This is a genomic window from Cryptosporangium japonicum, from assembly GCF_039524755.1.
Lineage (GTDB): Bacteria > Actinomycetota > Actinomycetes > Mycobacteriales > Cryptosporangiaceae > Cryptosporangium > Cryptosporangium japonicum.
On the sequence record NZ_BAAAGX010000010.1, the window covers coordinates 400,155 to 421,180 of the forward strand.

The 21,026-nt window shown below is 75.7% G+C and carries 15 protein-coding genes; 7 read left to right on the top strand and 8 right to left on the bottom strand.

Annotated elements, in window-relative coordinates; genetic code table 11:
* Positions 1-407, top strand: a 407-nt coding sequence (locus ABD437_RS14920) for an alpha/beta fold hydrolase (RefSeq protein ID WP_344649414.1), incomplete at its 5' end; no start/stop codon positions are given.
* Positions 408-425: 18 nt separating this feature from the next.
* On the opposite strand, the gene ABD437_RS14925 is transcribed toward ABD437_RS14920, so the two are convergent.
* Genes ABD437_RS14925 through ABD437_RS14945 form a run of 5 tightly spaced genes read right to left on the bottom strand, consistent with a single transcriptional unit; the run spans position 426 to position 4,528 of the window.
* Positions 426-1,043, bottom strand: coding sequence for a hypothetical protein (locus ABD437_RS14925; RefSeq protein WP_344649415.1), 618 nt, complete (start codon positions 1,041-1,043; stop codon positions 426-428).
* Complete coding sequence (locus tag ABD437_RS14930) at positions 1,040-2,392, bottom strand: hypothetical protein (RefSeq protein WP_344649416.1); 1,353 nt, start codon at positions 2,390-2,392, stop codon at positions 1,040-1,042. Before ABD437_RS14930 ends, ABD437_RS14925 begins: the two co-directional genes overlap by 4 nt.
* A complete protein-coding gene (locus ABD437_RS14935) occupies positions 2,392-3,189 on the bottom strand; it encodes an ABC transporter ATP-binding protein (protein WP_344649417.1) in 798 nt (265 codons plus the stop codon). Before ABD437_RS14935 ends, ABD437_RS14930 begins: the two co-directional genes overlap by 1 nt.
* 8 nt (positions 3,190-3,197) lie before the next feature.
* Positions 3,198-3,989 (bottom strand): zf-HC2 domain-containing protein, encoded by a 792-nt coding sequence (locus ABD437_RS14940; protein ID WP_344649418.1) that lies wholly within the window; start codon positions 3,987-3,989, stop codon positions 3,198-3,200.
* A complete protein-coding gene (locus ABD437_RS14945; protein WP_344649419.1) occupies positions 3,986-4,528 on the bottom strand; it encodes an RNA polymerase sigma factor in 543 nt (180 codons plus the stop codon). The genes ABD437_RS14940 and ABD437_RS14945 overlap by 4 nt, the downstream gene beginning before the upstream one ends.
* A 445-nt stretch (positions 4,529-4,973) precedes the next feature.
* Here ABD437_RS14945 and ABD437_RS14950 point away from each other — a divergent pair, with 445 nt between their 5' ends.
* From ABD437_RS14950 to ABD437_RS14960, 3 genes are all read left to right on the top strand, one after another.
* Positions 4,974-5,240, top strand: a complete 267-nt coding sequence (locus ABD437_RS14950; RefSeq protein ID WP_344649420.1) for a sigma-70 family RNA polymerase sigma factor — start codon at positions 4,974-4,976, stop codon at positions 5,238-5,240.
* Positions 5,241-5,306: 66 nt separating this feature from the next.
* A complete protein-coding gene (locus ABD437_RS14955) occupies positions 5,307-5,708 on the top strand; it encodes a DUF6924 domain-containing protein (RefSeq protein WP_344649421.1) in 402 nt (133 codons plus the stop codon).
* Between the two features lie 248 nt (positions 5,709-5,956).
* The gene (locus ABD437_RS14960) at positions 5,957-6,202 is read left to right on the top strand and encodes a hypothetical protein (RefSeq protein ID WP_344649422.1); all 246 of its coding nucleotides are present in this window, start codon (positions 5,957-5,959) and stop codon (positions 6,200-6,202) included.
* Positions 6,203-6,239: 37 nt separating this feature from the next.
* Here the strand turns inward: ABD437_RS14960 and ABD437_RS14965 are convergent, their stop codons facing one another.
* Entirely contained in the window at positions 6,240-8,042 is a 1,803-nt protein-coding gene (locus tag ABD437_RS14965) for an eCIS core domain-containing protein (protein ID WP_344649423.1), read from the bottom strand.
* 105 nt (positions 8,043-8,147) lie between these two features.
* Positions 8,148-8,840 carry an alpha/beta fold hydrolase gene (locus ABD437_RS14970; RefSeq protein ID WP_344649424.1) on the bottom strand — a complete coding sequence of 231 codons (693 nt, stop codon included), beginning with the start codon at positions 8,838-8,840 and terminating at the stop codon, positions 8,148-8,150.
* A 141-nt stretch (positions 8,841-8,981) separates the two neighbouring features.
* Here ABD437_RS14970 and ABD437_RS14975 point away from each other — a divergent pair, with 141 nt between their 5' ends.
* Positions 8,982-12,149 (top strand): ATP-binding protein, encoded by a 3,168-nt coding sequence (locus ABD437_RS14975; protein ID WP_344649425.1) that lies wholly within the window; start codon positions 8,982-8,984, stop codon positions 12,147-12,149.
* Between the two features lie 4 nt (positions 12,150-12,153).
* Here the strand turns inward: ABD437_RS14975 and ABD437_RS14980 are convergent, their stop codons facing one another.
* Positions 12,154-14,511 carry an ATP-binding protein gene (locus ABD437_RS14980; RefSeq protein ID WP_344649426.1) on the bottom strand — a complete coding sequence of 786 codons (2,358 nt, stop codon included), beginning with the start codon at positions 14,509-14,511 and terminating at the stop codon, positions 12,154-12,156.
* Positions 14,512-14,729: 218 nt separating this feature from the next.
* Here ABD437_RS14980 and ABD437_RS14985 point away from each other — a divergent pair, with 218 nt between their 5' ends.
* Both ABD437_RS14985 and ABD437_RS14990 read left to right on the top strand, forming a co-directional pair.
* Positions 14,730-17,777 (top strand): ATP-binding protein, encoded by a 3,048-nt coding sequence (locus tag ABD437_RS14985; protein WP_344649427.1) that lies wholly within the window; start codon positions 14,730-14,732, stop codon positions 17,775-17,777.
* A gap of 120 nt (positions 17,778-17,897) precedes the next feature.
* The gene (locus tag ABD437_RS14990) at positions 17,898-21,020 is read left to right on the top strand and encodes an ATP-binding protein (RefSeq protein WP_344649428.1); all 3,123 of its coding nucleotides are present in this window, start codon (positions 17,898-17,900) and stop codon (positions 21,018-21,020) included.
* The last annotated feature ends 6 nt before the right edge of the window (positions 21,021-21,026 follow it).

Consider the following 21,026-nt stretch of genomic DNA (forward strand, 5'->3'; position numbering starts at 1 on the left):
CCGCCGTGCCGGCGGCGTTCAGCGCGGCGCTCGCCGCGATCCCCGCCGGAGACGACGCCCTGAGCAGCGCCTTCGCCGCCGCGCTCCCCGTCTACTTCGCCGATTTCTGGGCACGGCAGGACGACTTCGCGCCGTTCCGCGCCGCCGTGCGCATGTACGCCGAACCGGCCGGCGCCCCCGACCCGGTGCTGTTCGACGTCCGCGACCGGCTCGGCGCGATCACCGCCCCCACCGTGGTGATCGGTGGGCGCCACGACTTCCTCTGCGGTCCGGTCTGGGCGCACCGTCTCGCGGAGGGCATTCCGGGCGCCCGGCTGACGATGCTGGAGCGCAGCGGCCACTTCGGCCACGTGGAGCAGCCGGCCGAGTTCGCCGACGCGGCGGCCTCGGTGCTGTCCGGCACGTGAGAGCACCGGCGCCGGGGCTCACTGGCCCACGGTGGCCTCACCGGGCGAACGCCGGGGGCACCCGCGGATCGCGTACGTGAGCAGGCCGGCCACCGCCAGCGCCGCGGCCAGCACCGCGGCGGCGCGGCTGCCGTCCGGCTGCAGTTGCCAGAACAGGAGCTGCCGTCCGACACCGCCCGCGGCGGCGGCCGCGCCCATCGCCTGGACGCCGGTCCAGACGACCGGGACGAGCCAGGCGAGCTGGGCGCCGGTGAGCGCGGCGCCCAGCCCGATCAGCCCGGTCAGACCGGCGCCGTTGCGCACGACCTGCCATCCGGTGCCGAATTCGCAGCCCAGCGCCGCGGCGACGGTCAGCAGCGCGACCGCTCCGCCGAACAGCGCGACCAGGTGCGCGGCCCGCCGCGGCGGCCACGGCAGCGCGGCGGTCGACTCGAGGGCGTCGTCGTCGCCGCTCAGCGTCGGGATCAGCGGGGCCAGCGCCAGGAGGCCCACGCCGACGGCGAGCCGCGCCGGGGTCACCGGGTCGTCCGAGAGCAGCCGCCAGACGCCGGCCGCCACCGCGACCGCGACCGCCGAGAAGGCGATGGCCGCCGGGAGACGACGGGAACGCGCGTACAGCACCGTCCAGCGGGTCATGCGGCGCTCTTTCCGGTGAGGATGGCGGTCAGGTCGGTCGTCCGGCAGGCGTTGGCGGCGTTCCGCAACGCCGTCACCCGGCGGAGCTGCTCCGTCGCGGGCGCCTGCCGCAGGGTGCTCAGCACCGGCCGGTAGTCGTCGGGGAACAGCTTCAGACCGAAGACGAAGTCCTTCACGTCGAGGGTGTCGCCGCCGGCGAGCCAGGCGCCGGCCGCCCACAACGCGTCCGGGTGCTGGAGCCGGCACCCGTTGGCGGTCGTGCCCGCGCCGTTGAGGATGCTGGCCTCGACGTCGGTGTCCACGTCCTGGTCGGCCAGGTCGAGCCGGAAGAACACGGTGCCGGGCTCGGTCGTCGGGGTGTCGCCCAGATAGTCGAGGTCGTCGCCGGTGCCGACCGTGTCGGGATGCCATTCGACGACCCGCGTCGGGGCGTCCGGGAGCTTGGCCAGCTTCGTCAGCGCGGCGCGCGCCTGCGGAACCACCGACGGCAGCAGGTAGGCGTGCACCGCGGTGACACACACCTGCGGGCCGCCGTCCGTGCAGACCAGACGCTGGGCCGCGGCGTCGATCCGGTTGGTGGGCGACGATGCCGTGGCCGGTGACACCGCCATCGTGACCGCGACGCCGGCCGCCACCGCGACCAGACCACCGGCGCGGACCGGCCGGGAGGCGCCGACCGTCAGCAGACCGCCCCCGGCCAGCAGGCCGAGCCCCAGCGCCAGCCGGCTGAGCACCGCCGCCCCGCTGGCCGTCTCCCAGTCGGCCCCGGGCGGCTGGACCAGCATCGACAGGGCCGCCAGCGGGGTGGCCGAACCGTCGGGCCCGATGATCGTGTCTCCGGCCAGCTGGACCACCAGCCCGATGACGGCCAGGGCGGGCGGAACCATCGGCGCCGGCCAGGCCCGGCCGACGCCGATACCGACCCAGACGGCGCCGGCGAGGACGACGAGGTCCACGAGCATCGACACCAGACCGGCGACGCCCAGATAGCTGCCGTTGACCGCGACCACCACGGCGGCCACGCTCAGGACGAGCAGGTACGCGACGGTCGTCGCGACCGTGAGGGCGGCGATCCCGGGCGTGACCCGCTGCCACCGCGGCCGGCCGGTGCTGCCGATGAGCTCGTCGGCGCGGGTCCGCCCGTCCCGGCGGCCGAGCATGGCGCCCCCGGCCAGGGCCAGCGGCGCGAGCACGAACATCGCCGACGTCGCCATGACCGCGAACCAGTTCCACTGCCGCAACCAGTGACCGGTCTGGCCGGCGAACCAGGCCGCGGCGACGACCGCGACGACCAGCCCGAGGGCGCGCGCGTTCGAGCGGCGCAGCTCGATGAGCGTCGGACCGGACATCAGGCACCACCGCGGTGGCGCTGGAGCAGGCTGGAGTAGCCACGCTCGGCCGGGCTGTCGCCGATCCCGCCGTGGTCACCGAGGCGGACCAGGTCGGACGGCACGCCCTGGAAGACGCTCGAGCCGGCGGCCATCACGACCACGTCGGTGCAGGCCGCCACGACGTCCTCGACCAGGTGCGTGGAGACCACGACGCAGCTGTCGGCGCCGAGGTCGCGCAGCAGGCCGCGGAACTCGACCCGCTGCTCCGGATCGAGTCCGACGGTCGGCTCGTCGAGCAGCAGCACCGCCGGATCGTTGACGATCGCCTGCGCGATCCCCGCCCGGCGCAGCATGCCGCCGGACAACGACTTCAGCCGGGAGTCGGCGCGCCCGGTCAGGCCGACCCGGTCGATCGCGCGCTGGGTCGCCGACGGAACCGACCGCTTCGGCATCTCCCGCAACCAGGCCATGTACTCGACGTAGTCGCGCACGGTGAACTTGGGATAGAAGCCGAAGTGCTGGGGCAGGTAGCCGAGCCGGGTGCGCAGCTGCCGCAGATCGCCGGCGCGCCGCACGTCCGTGCCGAGCAGGCGCAGGGCACCGCCGTCCGGCTTGACCACCGTGGACAGGGCACGCATCAGCGTGGTCTTGCCGGCGCCGTTCGGTCCGAGCAGACCGTGCACGCCGGTGCCCAGCGACAGGTCCAGGCCGTCCACCGCACGGTGTTTGCCGGCCCTCACCTGCAGCCCGGCGGCATCGACCGACCAGGCGTAGCCGGGTGGCTGCAGTTCGGAATCGCTGACTGCGCGGATCATCGGCTCTCCTATCGCCAGCTGCTCAGGCGCCGCAGGGCGCCCGACCGCAGCAGGGTCAGAACGGGCAGGAGGACACCGGCGACGGCCCAGCCGGGCACGCTCACCGGCTGGATCAGCACCGGGGACACACCGGCGACGACGGCCGGCGTCGCGATCGCGAGAACCCAGCCGCCGCCCAGGACCGCCGCGGCCCTGGACACGCCGATCAGGCTGCCGAGCAGCAGCGTCGCCGAGGTGAAGGTGAGACAGGGCAGCAGCCACAGGGCCGGGGCCCGGCCGAGGGCCCAACCGACGACCGCCAGCGGGGGGACCACCGCGGCCAGCACCACCAGCGCGCGACGCAGCAGCAGGTCCAGGCCGGCCCGTGCGGTGCCGGCCACCGTCTCCCACCCCGGGTCGCCGTGGTGGGACCAGGCCAGCGCCAGGCCGGTCAGCGGCGCCACCGGCGCGAGGAGCAGCACCAGCGACGGCCGGTCGGGGTACTCGCGGTCCAGCCCGAACGCGGCGAGGAGCGCCAGCGCGGTGACGACCGCCGGCCCCACCAGCGACCAGCTCGTCCATCGCCGCCACGTCCGCGCCCAGGCCCGCCGCCGCACCGGAGCGGCCAGCGGCCCGTGCGCCCCGATGCCCGCCCGCCCGGCGTCGACCATCGCCTCGACGTCCGGCCCGGCCAGGTCCGCGAGCCGCAGCACGCACACCGCGCAGCTGTCCACATGGGCCTCGAGCGTCCACGACGACGCGTCGTCGAGCTCGCCCCGGGCGTAGGCGGCGAGCGTTTTCCCCGGAACGTGACCGGTCATGACAGAGCCCCCCGCAAAACGATCTTCGCCCGCCGCGCGCGCGTCTTGACGGTTCCCTCGGGCACCCCGAGCAGCACCGCGGTCTCCCGGACGGTGAGGCCGTCCAGCACCATCGCGCGCAGGACCTCGCGCAGGTCGGGGGCGAGGGCGGCGAGCGCAGCACCGAGCTCGTCCCCCACCGCGCCGGCCAGCGCCTCGTCCTCGGCCGGGGGCGCGCTGCGGACCGGCAGCTCGTCGGTCGGCACCTCCCGGACGCGCTGCTGCGCCCGCAACGCGTCGACGAGCCGACGCGCCGCGATGGTCCAGAGCCAACCCGCTCCCCCGGCGCCGCGGACCGGCCCGAAGGACCCGGCCGTACGCCACACGCTCAGGAAGGTGTCCTGGAGGACCTCGGTCACCAGGCCTTCGTCGGCGCAGCGCCGGCGCAGACGCATCGCGAGGTAGGGCGCGGTCCGCCGGTAGAGCTCGTCGAAGGCGTCCCTGTCCCCACGCGCGATGCGCCGGAGCAGCTGCTCCTCGGTGGCGAGGGTCGGTTTCACAATCGACTGATCGTCCGGCGCCGAGCGTCAGGTTTCCCAGGCTTGTGTGCCGTAGGTCACACCGGCGTCTCTTCACTGTTCGTGCACCCCGGGTCCCTACCGTCGCGGCGAACGAGGCCACCGGCGAGGGGACGACGAATGACCACCACCTCCACCGCGAGACCCTCCGCCGAGGGCGCCGTCGACTACGCGGTCTACGCCGACGTCGAACCGCTGTTCCGGCGGTACGCCGATCTCGGGGTCGACACCGACGAGCGCCGCGCGATGCGGACGAGGCTGGTCACGCTCCATCTCCCGATCGCCGACCACATCAGCCGCCGCTACGCCCGGCGCGGCATACCCCTCGAGGACCCCCAACGCCACCGCGATCGCGGACCACCTCGGGGTCTCCCCCGGCGACGTCGCCGAGGCGCTGGCCCTCACCCACGCCTACCGGCCGGTCTCCTTGGACGCTCCCCCCGGTGGTGCCGCACCGGGCGAGCTGCTGGGCGTCGACGATCCGGCGCTGGCGACGGTGGTCGACCACCAGGCGCTCCGGGCGGCGCTGGCCCGGCTACCCAAGCGGGAGCGCGGCATCGTCGCCATGCGGTTCTTCCACGATCTGACGCAGAGCCAGATCGCCGCCCGCGTCGGCTGCTCACAGATGCACGTCTCGCGACTGCTCAGCAGGACCCTCGGCCATCTGCGCCACCAGCTTCTCGCCGACGGCTGACCGGCATCCACTGCTCGTCCACAGTGCGCTCCTACGCTCGTTCGTACCTACCGACGAAGGAGACCCGTGATCGAGCTACCGGTCGACCGGACCCTGTTGATCCGCACGGACTTCGGTGACGACGCGGGCTGGCTCGCCGTCCGCGCGCTGCTGGCGGGGCACGCCCGGGACAGCGGCACCGAGCTGCGCTTGGTCGACGAGCGCGCTTTCGACGGCCGCACGCCGGAGCAGCTCGGCGTCGAGCTCGGCGCGGATCCCGAGCGGAGCTTCACGTTCGTCGCCGACGCGAGCACGCTGGCCGCGGCGGAGCACCCGGTCCTCGTGGTCGACCTGGCCGACCGGCCCGGACGCGCCTTCCGCGTCGTGGCCACCGGGGTGGCCGCCGTCCAGGAGGCGCTGGAGCTCGCGAACGTCAGCTTCGACGCGTACCTCCGCCGCTGCGACGAGGACGGCGTGCTCCGGGACTGACGCGCGGGGGCCGGGTGCGTCCGGGATCCAGCTCGTCGCGGTGGGCCGCGGTCCAGTCGTGGGCCGACCGCGTCGTTGCCGGGAGCGGTGACGTGCGGGACACCGTACGGGTTGCCGTCGGCGAACGTGTTGCACAGCGCGAGCAGCGTCGACTCCGGCCCGCCGGGCGTGGTCCGGGTGGCGGTGAACCCCGAACATCCGCTACTGGCCCATGGGAGGATCGGGTGAGCCGCCGAGAAAGGCCCGCCATGATTCCCACACTGATCCTCCTCGGCATGATCTGTGGACGTTGGTGGCGATCGTCGCTCGTCGCCGCTGCCGTGGGTTGGCCGACCTTGCTCGTCGCCGCCGACGTCATGAGCGTCTCGGCGGGGTTGCTCGGTGCGTCCGCGCTGGCCACGGTGAATGCGGCCGTGGGCGTGGCCATCCATCAGATGGTCTGGCGAATCACCCGGCAACTGCGGCGTTCCGGATCTTCGCGTTCCGCCGCCTGACGAACGCACTCCGTGCGGTGATCGGGGACGGGGCGGGTCAGAGGTAGAGCTGGTCGTGTACTTGCTGGGCGAGTTCCTGCAGGTCGTTGGTGCCGAGGCCGCGGCGGCGCGTGCGGCGCAGCTCCGCGTCCATCTGGTCGGTCGTCAGCGCGGCGGCTCGGCGGCGGCGCCGGCGCTGCTCGGACTCCACGGAGGTGACGCGCACCCGCTCGGTGGCCAGATCGTTCCCGGCCGCCATGGCCGCGAACTGCTGGAGCGAGACGACGATCTCCGCGTCGCCGAAGTTGGGGTCCTTGTAGGTCACGAGAGTGTCGTCGACGTCGTCGCCCTGGACGCCCGTGAGCGAGAGGATGTGCGCACCGTCCAGCATCGGCAGGTCACCGAAGCACCACGCCAGCTCGATCCGGGCGCCCTTCCACCCCTCACCGGTGAACGTGGGGAACCCGAAGGTGAACTCGTCGCCGGCGGTCGCGTGGCGCGCGGCGTCGGGGGACGTGCCGGCGAGCTCGGCGAGCTGACCCGCGGTGATGAGTACCGCGGGGCCGCCGTTCTTCGCCTGGACCGTGAACCCGGTGGTGTCGGCGCCGCGGATCACGAAGACCTTAGTCCGGCTCGTGCCGCGCAGCGGGTCGGGCACCCCGGTGAAGTCGTAGTGCGCGAGCGCGAGGGCGGGGTCGGTCGTGGCGAACGGGTTGATGCTGCGCGGTGTGCTGATCACCGACGGGGGCCGGTGCCTGCGCAGGTCGGCGGCGACCTCCTCCAGCGGCGTGCTCGCGGTGAACCGGGTACTGACCGCGGCCGTTCCGAGCAGCTTCTCCTCGGCCCAGAACGGGGAGTCGACGAAGAGCGGTTCGCCGCGGTGGTTCTGCAGCCCCGCGCGGGTGTCCTGGTGGAGCTGCTGGATCGCGCGGGCGCGTTCGGCGGCCGCGGCGTAGGCGGCGCGCACGGGCTCCACCGGGAACGTGGCCAGCGGGTCGGACGGAAGGAAGTCCAGCGCGTCGACCGAGCGCGGGTCGCCGAGCACGGTGCGGGCCGTCCGGACCAGCTGGGCGCGGTCGAGCGGCCCGGCGCCGAGGCTCGCCGCCATCTGCTCCAGCGTGACGGCGAGCCCGCCGAGGATCAACGCCCGGCCCATGCCCGAGCTCGCGCTGCTGCTCGGGTAGACGCGCATCAGGATCTGTTCGCTCGTCGTCGGCGCGCCGTGGGCGTGCAGGACGGACTCGAGCACGAACAGCCAGCAGGACTCCCCCTGCTGCTGCATCAGCCGGTTGGGCTTGGTCTCGATCATCCGCTGCACCGCGGTCCCGCCGGCCGTCCCCCGGTGTGCGGCCTCCTCGGCGCGGGTGCCGACCGCGGCCGCTCCGGACAGCGCGCGCCGGGCGTCGGTCTCGGCCGCGCGCTCGAAGGCGTCGGACGGATCGGAGACCGTCAGCCCGTCGTCGGTCGCCGTTCCCGCGACCGCGCCCTCCCGCTGCTGGATCACGTGGGTCAGCTCGTGGGCGAGCGTATGCCGGTCGGCTCCGCCCGCCCCGAGCACCACGTGCTCACCGGACGTGTACGCCCGGGCATCGAGCGCGGCGGCGGACGCGGCGGCCGCCGGGCCGGAGTGCAGACGCACCTCCGAGAAGTCGGCGCCGAGGCGCGACTCCATCTCGGCGCGCAGCGCTGAGCGCAGCGGCACACCGCGTGCGCCGAGCACCCCGGCGACCGCCGCGCGCCGCCCACCGGCCAGTGCGCGCGCGATCGCGGCGTTGCCGGCCAGCCGCTGGAGCGGGACCGGCGCACCGGTCCGCGGAGGATCCGGCCGGGCCGCACCGGCGGCGGTCACGTGAGCCCACATGCGTCCGCTCTCTCCTGACTCGGGTGTCACGTCGCCGGTCGGCGACCGTGCGGTACGACGGCGCCGGGCCTCCAGCGGGGCCCGGCGCCGTGGTGCGGCCGGCGCTCAGGCCCCGGCGGCGGCCGCGCGGACCAGCGAGACCACGCTGTCCGGGTGCGAGACGTAGACGGCGTGGCTGGAGGTCACCTCGGTCACCGACGCGCCGATCCGCTCGGACATCGCCCGCTGGGCGGCCGGTGGGATCATCCGGTCCTCGCCGGCGATCAGGTACCAGCTCGGCTTGAGCCGCCAGGCGGCGTCGGTGATCGCGCCTCCGACGGCCTCGAGGCCCCAGGGCAGCTGGGAGTCGGCCAGGAAACGCGCGTCGGCGGCGGGCAGGTCGGCCGCGAACGCCTCCGGGAACGCCTCCTTGTCGAGCAGCAGGTAGCCGTCCACCGGCGGCAGGATCGGCGGCGTCGGCGCACCCGGCACCGGGTCCGAGATCAGCGTGTTGACCGATTCGTCCTTGTCGGGCGCGAACGCCGCGACGTAGACCAGCGCGGCGACGTTCTCGTGGGTGCCGGCTTCGGTGATCACCGCACCGCCGTAGGAGTGTCCGACCAGGATGGTCGGGCCGTCCTGCTGGTCGAGGACCCGACGGGTGACGGCGGCGTCGTCGGCCAGCGAATTGGTGGGGTGCTGGACCACGCTCACCGCGTAGCCCTCCCCGGTCAGCAGGTCGTGGACGGCGCGCCATCCCGACCCGTCCGCCCACGCTCCGTGGACGAGGACGACGTTGCGCACCGGTGTGGCGCTCATGGGATCTCCTTCAGCGGGTGACGAATCGTCCGAACCCCATCGCAGGCCGCTGGATGATCAGTGAAGAGCGCGGCTTCCGCGCGGCGCGCGACTCCAGTCCCCGTACAGTGCGGAGAGCACCCGAGGTCCGGAGGTGGCACCGTGGCGCCGACGGCCGGCGACCTCCGCAGCGACGCGGGAACTCCCGCGCCACCGCGGGAGCGTCTTCGGCTGCAGCTCCTCGGCCCGTTACGGATCTGGCGGGGCGACGTCGAGCTGAGCGCCGGTCCCCGCCAACGGGCCTACCTGCTGGCGCTGCTGCTCGCCCACCCCGGCCGGACGGTCGGGGTCGGCGAGCTGATCGACATGCTGTGGGAGGACGACGCCCCGGTCACCGCGCTGAACGTCGTCCAGAAGCACGTCGGCGCGTTGCGGCGGCTGTTCGAGCCCACGCTCCCGGCGCGCGGCGAGGGCTCCTACCTGCGGCGGAACGGTGACGGCTACGCGTTCGTCGCCGACGGCGCCCGGCTCGACGTCGTCACGTTCCACGCGCTCGTGCAGGCGGCCGAGACGGCTGCGGCCGAGCAGCGGCCGGCGGACGCCCTGCGTCACTACGTCGACGCGACCGCGTTGTGGCACGGCCCGGCCGGTGACGGGTTCGCCCATCCCCCGGCCGCGATGCCGGTCTTCGCCGCGCTCGACGACGCGTTCTTCGCCGCGTGCGTCGCCGCGGCCGAACTCGCGATCCCGCTCGGCACCCCCGAGTCCGTGCTGCCGTGCCTGCGTGCGGCCGCGACGATCGGGCCGCTGAACGAAACCGTGCACGCGAGTCTCGTCTCCGCGCTGGGTGCCGCCGGGCACCGGGTGGAGGCGCTGGCGGCGTTCCGGGCCGTCCGCACCCGGCTCGCCGAGGAGCTCGGGGTCGAGCCGGGTCCCCGGCTGCGCGCCGCCCACCTCCGCTCGATCGAACACCCCGGACCGCGCCCACCGGAGAGACCCGCACCGGATGACGGGCCGGCCGACCCCCCGGCGGAGATGGTCGGCCGGGCCGAGGAGCTCTCGGCGCTGCGCCGGGCCGCCGACGCCGCGGCGGCCGACGGCTCGGTGGTCGCGCTGGTCGAGGGCGAGCCCGGCATCGGCAAGACCCGCCTCCTCGAGCGCGCGGCGGCCGAGGCGCGCGGGCGGGGCCTGCGCGTCGTGTGGGGTCACTCGCTCGAGGGCAGCGGGACGCCGCCGTTGTGGCCCTGGGCGCGCGCGGTCGACAGCCTCCTGGCCGGCCTGCGAACGCCGTCGCGGGCACGCCGGCTCACCGCCGAACTCGGTCTGCTCCTGAACCCGAACACCTCCGGCGAACCGGCGCGCGGGGCCCGGTTCCGGTTGTTCGAGCAGGTCGTCACGGTCGTCGCGCAGGTGTCGGCCGAGCGTCCGCTGCTGATCGTGCTCGACGACCTGCACTGGGCCGACGACACCTCGCTGCAGCTGTTCGCCCATCTGGCCGGCGTGCTGCCCCGGGGCGTGCTGCTCGTCGGTGCGTTCCGCGACCGGGCCCCCGTCCCCGCGCCCGGGGAGGAGCTGGCGCGCATGCTCGCCGCGGTCAGCCGGCTGCCGTCCCACCGTCGTATCCCGCTCGGTCCGCTGAGCACCGCGGAGGTCGCCGAGCTGTTCCGGCGGGAGACGGGCCAGAACCCGACCGCGGGCGTCGCCAGGAGCCTGTCCTCCCGGACGGCGGGCAACCCGTTCTTCGTCCGCGAGCTCTCGCTGCTGCTCGCCGGAGCCGGCGTCGTCACCGAGGCCGACACCGGACGCGCGGGCGTGCCGTCGACGGTGCGTGACGTCGTGCGCGACCGCGTGTCGGGCCTCCCCGACGGGACCAGCGCCCTGCTCGAGGTCGCCGCGTTCGTCGGCCGGGACGTCGATCTGCGCCTGCTGGCCGCGGCCTCCGGCCTGGACACGCTCGAGTGCCTCGATCGCCTCGATCCGGTGCGGGGGCTCGGGCTGCTGGAGCCCAAGCCGGGCGACCCCTTCACGGCCCGGTTCGCCCACGACCTGATCCGCGACTCGCTCGTCGAGGCGGTGCCCGAGCCCCGCGCGCGCCTGCTGCACCTCCGGATCGCCGACGCGGTGGCGCACCGGGAGCCCGGCGGCGAGTTCGCCGCCGAGCGCCTCGCCCACCACCTGCTGGCGGCCGGGTCGCTCGCCGATCCGGCCCGGACCACGGACGCGCTGCTGCGCGCCGGTCGGAACGCCACCGCCGCGGGCGCGCTCGAGGTCGCCGAACAGCAGCTGCGCTCCGCGGTCCGGGTCGCGCGGGGCGCCGACCTCCCGCAGCGGGAGCTGGTCGCGCTGACGCAGCTCAACGCCGCCCACGGAATGCGGTCGGGCTACGTCAGGACCGACGTCGACCTGCTCGAGCGGGCCGAGACGCTGGCGCGGACGCTCGGCCGGGAGGCCGAGGCGGCCGGGTTCCTGCTCACCCGCTGGACCGCCCATCTCCAGGTGCTGGACTTCGCCCACGCCACCCCGCTGGCCCGCCGGCTGCTCGACCGGGGCGACGCGTCGACGGAACCGACGGTGCGCGCGATCGGCCGGTTCGCCTGGGGCATCCACCAGTGGCAGCTGGGCGAGGTCACCGAGGGGTACCGCTTCCTGAGCCGGTGCGCGTCCGACCTCCCCCGCCGCGACGCCGGGCCGGCCGACGACCCGCTCCGGCTCGCCGTGCAGGTGCCGGTGTGGCTCGCTCAGGTGACCGCCGCCCACGGCGACGTCGAGGGCGCGCGCCGGCTGTTCGACGCGGTCGAGGCGCGGATGGGCGACGACCCGTACGTCGTCGCGGTGTGGTCGGCGTTCTCGGCGCTGACCGCGGTCCAGGCGAACGATCCGGCCTGGGCGCTGCGTGCGGCGGAGCGGGGGCTCGTCCCCGACTCCGACCTGGTCCTCCCCACGCTGCGCACGCACCAGCGGCTGGCCCGGCACTGGGCCTCCGCGTCCACCGGCCACGACCCCGCCCGGGCCGCCGCCGACGCCGAGGACCTCATCCTGACGACGCTGGCCGACCCGCCGCTGCGGTCGGTCGCCGGCTGGTACGGGGCGCTGACCGAGATGTGGCTGGCGGCGGGGGACCTCGCCCGGGCCACCGCGGCCCTCGACCGCGCCGAGCACTTCCTCCGGGTCGGTGGCCAGCGCGACGCCGAGGGACATCTGCTCCTGCTGCGGGCGCGCCTGGTGCGGGCCACCGGGGGTGACGCGGCGCCGCTGGCCGAGCGCGCGAAGGCCCGGTGTGTCGCCCGCGGGGCGCACCTGTTCGCCCGGCGCGTCGACGAGCTGCGGTGACCCGTCAGCCCGGCCGGTTCCCGGCGTTCGGACCGGCCAGGAACTCCGCGGCGCGGCGCGCGAACAGGTGGGCCTCACGCTCACCGGCGAGCACCGCGGCCCGCGCGGCCAGCGGCGACGCGTCACCCCCGGTGGCCCGCACCAGGCGCGCCCGCGCCAGCAGGAGCAGTCCCTCCGCGTAGCGCTGCCCGGTGGTCTCGAGGTGGTGGTCGGCCCGGTCGAGCGCCGCGGCGGCCCGCTCCGGGCGGCCGGCCGCCAGCCAGGCCTCGGCGAGCAGTCCGCACCAGGTGGGCACGTTCGACCGGGGTGGATCCAGCAACCCCGCCTCGATGAGCCGTTCGGCCTCCGCCGCCGCGGCGGCGGGCTCCCGGCCGGTGACGGCGAGCGCCCAGAGCCGGGCCAGCCGCAGGTACAGGCCGAAGAACCGGTAGGAGAAGTCGGGGTCTTCGGCGATGCCTTCCGTCGCGACGCGCAGCGCCCACTCCGGGTCCCCGGCCATCGCCGCGATCCGGGCCGCGAAGCTGGTCCAGACGGTGATCGCGTACGAGTCCTCCCCGGCGGCGATCTCCATCGTGTCGAGCAGCGCGCGGGCCGCGTCGACGTCGCCGTGCAGTGCGGTGACCTCGGCGAGCATGCCGAGCGACATGAGCTGCAGGTCGTGCCGGAGGGGGCGCTCCTCGCGCTCGGCCAGCTCGTCGACGAGCGTGCGGTTGGCCCGGCCGAGGTAGCGGAACGCCTCGCCGACGTCGCCCGTGTCCCACTGGTGGATGCCCCACCCGAGCAGCCCGTAGGCACGCACGAGCGGGTCCGGCGAGTTCCGGCCCTGCTCGAGCAGGCGACGCGCCAGTGGGCCGCTCCGATCGAGCCGGGCGGCCTGGGAGTACGCGGCCCGGCGGGAGAACAGGAAGTCGGCGGCCGCGCGCTCGCGGCCGAGGCTCCGCGCGAGCTGCTCGGCGCGTTCCAGCTCGTCGAACGCCGACGCGTTGTACCCCGTTCGCCGGCCCACCACGGCGGTGAGCTGGGACAGCGCGGCGAGTTCGAGTTCCGGCCGGTCCGCTTCGCGCGCCAGCCGCGCCGCCGACCGCAGTTGCTGCTCGGCCGGGACGAGCGCGTACCGGGCGGCCGCGCGCCGGCCCGCCGCGACGAGCGCCGCGGTGGTCCGGGCCGGATCGGCGAGCGGACCGGCGGCCCACAGGTGGTGGGCCCGGCGTTCCGCGGTGAACCCGTCCCCCGGGTCGACCGTCTCCAGCGCGTCCGCGACCGCCAGGTGGAGCCGCGCCGCCCGCACCTGCGGAAGGTCCCGGGCGACCGACTCCCGGACGAGGTCGTGCGCGAAGCGCACCGAGAACGGGTCGCCGGGCACGGTCGTGAGCAGACCGAGCGCGTGCACGGGCTCCAGGGCGGCGAGACAGGTCGCCACGTCGAGCTCCGTGACGGCCGCGAGCAGCCGGAGATCCACGTCCCGGCCGACGACCGCCGCGGTCCGCAGCAGCTCCGTCGTGCGGTCGCCGAGCCCGCGCATCCGGTCGCGGACGACGTCGCGCACGGTGGAGGGCACCCCGCCCCGGGTGAAGACTGGCGCGGTGAAGGCGCCACCGACGGCGAGCAGCCGGGCCAGCTCCCGGACGAAGAACGGGTTGCCCGCCGTCCGCGCGTGGACGTCCCGCGCGACCTCCGGCGCGGGCTCCCGGCCGATCTCGCGGCGGACGAGCTCGGCCACCTCGTCCGGGCCGAGCGGCCCGAGACGGATCCGGCGGTGGCCGGACACGCGGCTGGCCGCGGCGAGCATCCGCGTCAGCTCCGGGTCCGCGACGACGGTGTGCTCCCGCAGAGCGCCGAGGACGAGCGTCCGCTCCGGCAGCCACTCCGCCAGGTAGCCGAGCAGCTGGAGCGACGCGGCGTCGGCCCACTGCAGGTCGTCGAGGAGCACCAGCACCGGGCGCCGCGCCGCCGTCCGGGCGAGAAGGTCGACGACCTGCTTGAACAGGCGGAACTGGGAGCCCTCGACCGGCCGGGCCGGCTCCACCGCGTCGCTCCCGCGCGACCGGACGAGCTGGGCGAGCTCGCCGGTCGGTCCCCGGTCGCGGTCGGGGCCCGGTCGCGCGTCGAGAACGCCCTCGACGATCTGGAGCCACGGCCACATCGCCGGCGCACCGTCGCCTTCCCGGCAACGGCCCCAGAGGACGAGCACCCCGTGCCGGTCGGCGTCGGCGGCGGCCTCCTCCAGCAACCGGGTCTTCCCGACACCGGGCTCACCCTCGAGGAGGACCAGGCCGGTGCCTCCGTCGAGGCAGGCGCTCACGGCCCGCTCGAGCGTCACCCGTTCGGCGACCCGCCCGACGACGTCGTCGCGCGCCGCCATCACCCCGTGGACCCCCCATTCGTGACGCCGCCAAAGTACCCGCTGCCACCGCGCCGGCCAACGGCGTCCCCGGCCTGCCCGAAGGGGCACTCGCCGCGAACCGCCCCCGCTGTCGGCGTGAAACCCGGCGACCGGATCGTTAAAGCGGCACGCGATAGCATCCCCGGGTGCCCAATCGGGCAGATCCGCGTGCGGCCCGAGGAGAGGCGATCAGCCCCGTGACCGCCCCGACCCGGCTGCGGCTGCACGTGCTCGGTCCGTTGCGGATCGTCCGGGACGGCCACGAGGTGGACGCCGGCCCGCGCCAGCAGGCGTACCTCCTCGCCGTGCTGCTCGCCCGCGCCAACCAGCCGGTCGGGACGGGTGAGCTGGTCGACCTGGTCTGGGGCGACGAGGCTCCCCCCACCGCGGCGAACCTGGTCCAGAAGTACGTCGGCGCGGTGCGCCGGCTGCTGGAGCCCGGGCTGCGGCCCCGCGAGGCCGGTTCCTACCTGCACCGTCAGGGCACCGGGTACCGGCTGGTGGCCGGCCCGGACGTTCTCGACCTCGCCGACTTCCGCCGCCTGGTCTCCGACGCCGAGTCCGCCCAGTCCGACGGGCGCACCGCGGACGCGTTCGCGACCTATCTGGACGCCCTGGCGCTCTGGCGCGGCGCCGCCGGCGACGACTTCTCCCACGGTCCGGCCGCACGCGCGATCTTCACCGCGCTCACCGCGGAGTTCGTCGACGCGTGCGTGGCCGCGGCCGAGCTGGCGGCGTCCCTGGCCCGGCCGGCGGAGGTGCTCGCCCCGCTGCGGCTGGCCGTGTCGATGGCGCCGCTGCACGAACCCGCGCGGGCGGCGCTCGCCTCCACCGTCGCCGCCGCCGGGAACACCCGGCCGCGCCCGGTCCCGGACCGCGGACGCAGCCGGCCCGCTCCCGACGTCGGTGTGGTCGGCCGGGCCGGGGAACTGGCCACGTTGCGCCAGGTCCTGGAGTCGGCCGCGTCCGACGGGGGCCGGGTGGTCGTCGTGGACGGCGAGCCCGGCGCGGGGAAGACCCGGCTGCTGGCGGAGGCGGGCGCGGCGGCCGAGCGGTCCGGCGCCCTCGTCGTCTGGGGCCACTGCCTCGACGGCGACGGCACGCCGTCGATGTGGCCCTGGGTGGAGGCCGTCGGCGCGCTCCTCGACCGCCTCCCCGCCGCGTCGCGGGCAGCGTGGCTCGCCGGGGAGCTCGGTCGCCTGGTCGAGCCGCGCGGCGGGCCCGTCGGCTCGCTGATGCTCCCGGACGACGGCGGCCGGCTCCGGCTGTTCGACGCGGTCGCGGCCCTGCTCGCGTCGGTCTCCGCGCAGCAGCCGACGATGCTGATCGTCGACGACCTCCAGTGGGCCGACACGGCGTCACTGGCGTTGTTCGGCCACCTGGCCGCGCGCCCGCCCCGCGGCGCGGTCCTCGTCGGCGCGCTGCGCACCCACGCCCCCCGGCCCGGTGCGGAGCTGGCCCGCGTCCTGGCCGCCGCCGGCCGCACGCCGGGGCACCACCACCTCCGGCCGGCGCCGTTCGACCTGGCCGAGGTCGTCGAGCTGGTCCGCCGCGAGACCGGGCAGACGCCCGCTCCCGCCGTCGGGCGCGACCTCCACGCGCGCACCGCGGGCAACCCGTTCTTCGTCCGCGAGCTGGCGCGGCTGCTCGCCGCCGACGACACGCTGAGCACGGACGCCCCGGCGCGGTACGGGGTGCCGTCCACCGTGCGTGACGTCGTCCTGGACCGGATGGGCGGGCTCGACGACGACGGCCGGGACCTGCTGCGGATCGCCGCGCTCCTCGGCCGCGACATCGACCTGGAGCTCCTCGCCGACGCCGCCGGGCTCGACCCCGGGATCAGCCGCCGACGGCTCGGCCCGGCCGAGGCCCTCGGTCTCGTCGGGCCCTCCCCCGAGTCTCCGCTCACCTACCGCTTCGCCCACGACCTGGTCCGGGAAGCCGTGGCCGGGACGACACCGCCGCTGACGACCCACGCCCTGCATCTGCGCATCGCGGACGCGCTCGCGCTCGCCGGCACCTCCGACGACGAACGTCTCGCACATCACCTGTGGTCGGCCGCGCCGCTCGCCGACCCGGCCCGGACCGCGGACGCACTGCTGCGTGCCGGTGGCCGGGCCGCGTCCAAGTCCGCGTTCGACGCGGCCGAGCAGCACCTGTGGTCGGCCGCCCGCACGGCGCGCACCGCGGACCTGCCGGAACGGGAGCTGGCCGCGCTCCGGCAGCTGATCACCGTCGCCGGGATGCGGTCGATGTACGGCACCTCCGTGCTCGACCGGCTGGCGAGGGCCGAGGAGCTGGCCGCCCGGCTGGGCCGGGAACGGGAGGCCGCCGACTTCCTCTTCACCCGCTGGGTCGTGCACGTCCAGGGCATGCGGTTCGACCGGAGCGAACGTCTGGCGCGCCGGTTGCTCGCCGCCGGCGAGGCGTCCGACGACCCGGTGGTGCAGGCTTACGGTCGGCACGCCTGGGGGCTCCAGCAGTGGTCGACCGGCGATGTCGGCGAGGCTCTCCGGTACCTGGCCCGGCCGGGCCCGAGCCGGCCCGCCGACCTCGGCCCCCGCGCGGAGAACCCGCTCCGCTACGACCTCCGGCTGCTCTCGGCCGCGATGCTCGGCGAGGTCACGGCGCTCTCCGGCGACATCGACGGCGCGCGTGCGCTGCTGGACGACCTGGAGCTCGCGGCCGGCGAGGACCGGTACGCGATCACGGTGTGGGCGACGATCTCCGCGCGCACCGCGTCGATCGTGGGAGACCCCGGCTGGGCGCTGCGTGCCGCCGAGCGGGGCATCGCGGTCGACAGCGGGTTCTCTTTCGTGTTCCTCGGCACCTACCAGCGGCTGGTCCGCGCGTGGGCGCTGGCGATGCGTGGTTCGGACCCGGAGGGCGCGGCGGCCGAGATCCGGGCGCTCCTCGCCGACCGGCTGCTGGATCCGCCGGTCTCGTGCGTCGCCACCTGGTACGCGCTGCTCGCCGAGGTGCGGCTGGCGGCCGGCGCCGCCGACGAGGCCGCCGACGCGCTCGAGCGGGCGGAGCAGGCCCTCGCGACCTACGGCCAGCGGTACGCGGAAGGGCTCGTCCTGCTGCAGCGCGCCCGGCTCCTCCAGGCGCGCGGCGAGCCCGCCGCCACCGTGCGGGCCGCCGCACGACGGGCCCGCGCGGTGTCGGTCGAGCGCGGGGCCCACCTGTTCGCCCGGCGCATCGACGGACTGCTCACCGAGCTCCCCCCGGACGACGCACCCTGATGGCGTCACCGCGCCGGGCTAGTAGATTTCCGGACGGGTCTCGGCGCCCGATCAGGAACAGGCTCGGGGGTGAGCGGCGGCGTGGACGTCTCGCCCGGACCACCGGTGGTCAGTGACTCCGTGCGTTCGGAGGTACTCGGTCCGCTCCGGATCCGGCGCCACGGCGCCGAGGTGGACCTGGGCCCACGCCAGCAGGCCTACCTGCTGGGTCTCCTGCTGGCGCGGGCCGGCCAGCCGGTCAGCGCCGACCACCTGATCGAGCTCGTCTGGGACGACGAGCCCCCGCCCAGCGCCCTCAACGTCGTCCAGCGGTACGTGGGTGCGCTCCGGCGGTTGCTCGAGCCGGAGCTGCCGGCCCGGAGCAACGGGTCCTACCTGCGGCGCCACGGCACCGGCTACCTGTTCGTCGCCGATCCGGCCGCCTCCGACGTCGCCGTGTTCCGTGCCCTGGTCGCGGCGGCCCACCGCCGGCTCGCCGACCGGGAGCCCCGGGCGGCGCTCGACGACTTCGCGGCGGCGCTGGCCCTCTGGCGCGGCCCGGCCGGGGACGGGTTGAACCCGGGCCCGGCCGCGACGCCGGTCTTCGCGTCGCTGAACGAGGAGTTCTTCGCGGCGTGCTCGGCCGCGGTCGAGCCGGCAGTCGCGCTGGACCGCCCGCAACGGGTCCTGCGTCCGCTGCGTCTCGCCGCGTCGATGGCCCCGTTGCACGAGCCGGTGCAGGCCGCGCTGGTCACCACGCTGGCCGCCGCCGGACAGCACGCCGAGGCTCGTTCGCTCTACCAGCGGGTGCGTGCCCGCCTGGCCGACGAGGTCGGCATCGACCCCGGCCCGGTCCTGCGCGACGCCGAACGGCGGATCCGCGACCGGCCGGCGCCGCCCGGCCGCGCCGCCGCGGGACCTCCGACGACGCTGGTCGGCCGGGCCGCCGAGGTGGCCGTCGTCCGGCAGGCGGTGGCGTCGGTCCTCGCCGGCGGCACCGGTCTGCTCCTCGTCGAGGGCGACCCCGGGATCGGCAAGACCCGGCTGCTGGAGGAGGCCGCCGACGACGCGGCCCGGCGCGGTGCGCTCGTCGTCTGGGGCCAGTGCCTGGAGGGTGACGGCTCGCCGTCGATGTGGCCGTGGGTCACCGCGATCGGCGCGATCCTCGACACGCTCCCCGATCCGTCCCGGGAGCGGTGGCTCGCCGGCCGGCTGGGCCGTCTCGCCGAACCGGACGACGGCGCCGCCGAGACCCCGGTGCGGCCGGACAACACCGCGCAGTTCCGCCTGTTCGAACACGTCGTGGACGCCGTCGGGCACGCCGCCCGCCGTCAGCCGGTGCTGCTGATCATCGACGACCTGCACTGGGCCGACGTCGCCTCGGTGCAGCTGTTCGGCCACCTCGCCGCCCGGCTGCCGACCGGCGTCCTGCTGACCGGGACGCTGCGCACCCGGGCGCCGCTGCCCGGCCCGGAGCTGATCGGCATGCTCGCGGCGGCCAGCCGGGTGCCCGGTCATCGACGTCTGCGTCTCGACGTGCTCGACCGGGACGAGGTGGCCGAGCTGGTGCGGCGCGAGACCGGCCAGGTTCCGGACGCGGCCGTCACGCGCGTCATCTCCGCGCGCACGGACGGCAACCCGTTCTTCGTCCGCGAGCTGTCCCGGCTGCTCACGGCCGACGGCGGGCGGCTCACCGAGCGCGCGGCGGTGAGCACCGGCGTACCGTCCACCGTGCGCGACGTCGTCCGCGACCGGATGGCCGGGCTCGACGATCGCGCCACGGACCTGCTGCAGCTCGCCGCCCTCGTCGGGCGGGGCGTCGACCTCCGTCTGCTCGCCTCCGCCGCCCAGGTCGACGTCCAGACCGGTTTGGGGCTCCTGGAACCGGTCGAGACCCTCGGCCTGCTGGAGCCGGCTCCCGACGACCCGTTCGCCTACCGTTTCGCCCACGACCTCGTGCGCGAGTCGATCTCGGAGACCACCCCGCCGCTGCGCGCGCCCCGGCTCCACCTGCGTATCGCCGACGCACTGGAACGGACGCCCGGCCGATCCGTCGCCGAACGCCTCGCCCACCATCTCTGGGCCGCCGGTCCGCTCGCCGACCCCGCCCGCACCACCGCCGCGCTGATCCGCGCCGGCCGCAGCGCCACCACGAAGCTCGCGCTCCAGGACGCCGAGCGGCAGCTCCGCTCGGCCGCCCGGCTGGCCAGGACGAGCGGGCTGCGTGAGCTCGAACTCTCCGCGCTCTCGCACCTCACCGCGGTCGTCGGCATGCGCGCCGGGTACGTCGGGGCCGCGGTGGACCTGCTCGAACGGGCCGAGCAACTCGCCCGCGACCTGGGCCGCGAGCTCGAGGCCGCCGACTTCCGGTTCTCCCGGCGCGCCGCCTACTCCGAAGCGGCGCGGCTCGACCTCAGTGGCCCGCTGGCCCGGCGCCAGCTGGAGGAGGGCCGAGCCTCCCCCCACCCGGTGCTGCGCGCGTACGGCCTGGTCGGCTGGGGCATCCAGGAGTGGGACCGGGGCAACATCGGCGAGGCGTTCCGCTACCTGCGCCAGGCCGATCCGATCGTGCTCGACGACCTCGTCCGGAGCGACGAGAACAGTCTCCGGCGCGACCTGCAGCTCAAGTCGCCGGTGATGCTCGCCCTGGTCACCACCCTGCACGGCGACGTCGACACGGCACGCACGCTGATCGAGCGGCTGGAGGCCACCGCGGGCGACGATCCCTACGTCGTGACGATCTGGTCCACGTTCGCCGCCACCAGCGCGGCGCTGGCGGGCGACTCCGCGTGGGCCCTGCGGTGCGCGGAGCGGGGCATCGCCGAAGACCCGAGGTTCTCGTTCGTGTTCTTCGGTGCCTACCTCCGGATGGCCCGGCACTGGGCGCACGCCGTCGCCGGCGACGACCCGGCCGGCGCCGCGGTGGAGGCCGAGCGGATCCTGACGGCCACCCTCGTCGATCCGCCGCTGAGCGGCGTCACCACGTGGTACGGGCTGATCGCCGAGATGTGGCTCGCGGCCGGCGCCCTCGACCGGGCCGAGGCCGCGCTCACCCGGGCCGAGCACTTCCTCGGCGTCAACGACCAGCGGTACGCCGAGGGCCTCGTGCTGCTGCTGCGCGCCCGGCTGCTCCAGGCCCGCGGTGCACCGCTCACCGACGTCCGGTCCGCCGCCGAACGGGCGCGGGCGCTGTCGGTGGAGCGCGAGGCCCACCTGTTCGCGCGCCGCGCGCAGGAACTGCTCGACGCGCTGGACGGCCACTGAACGTCC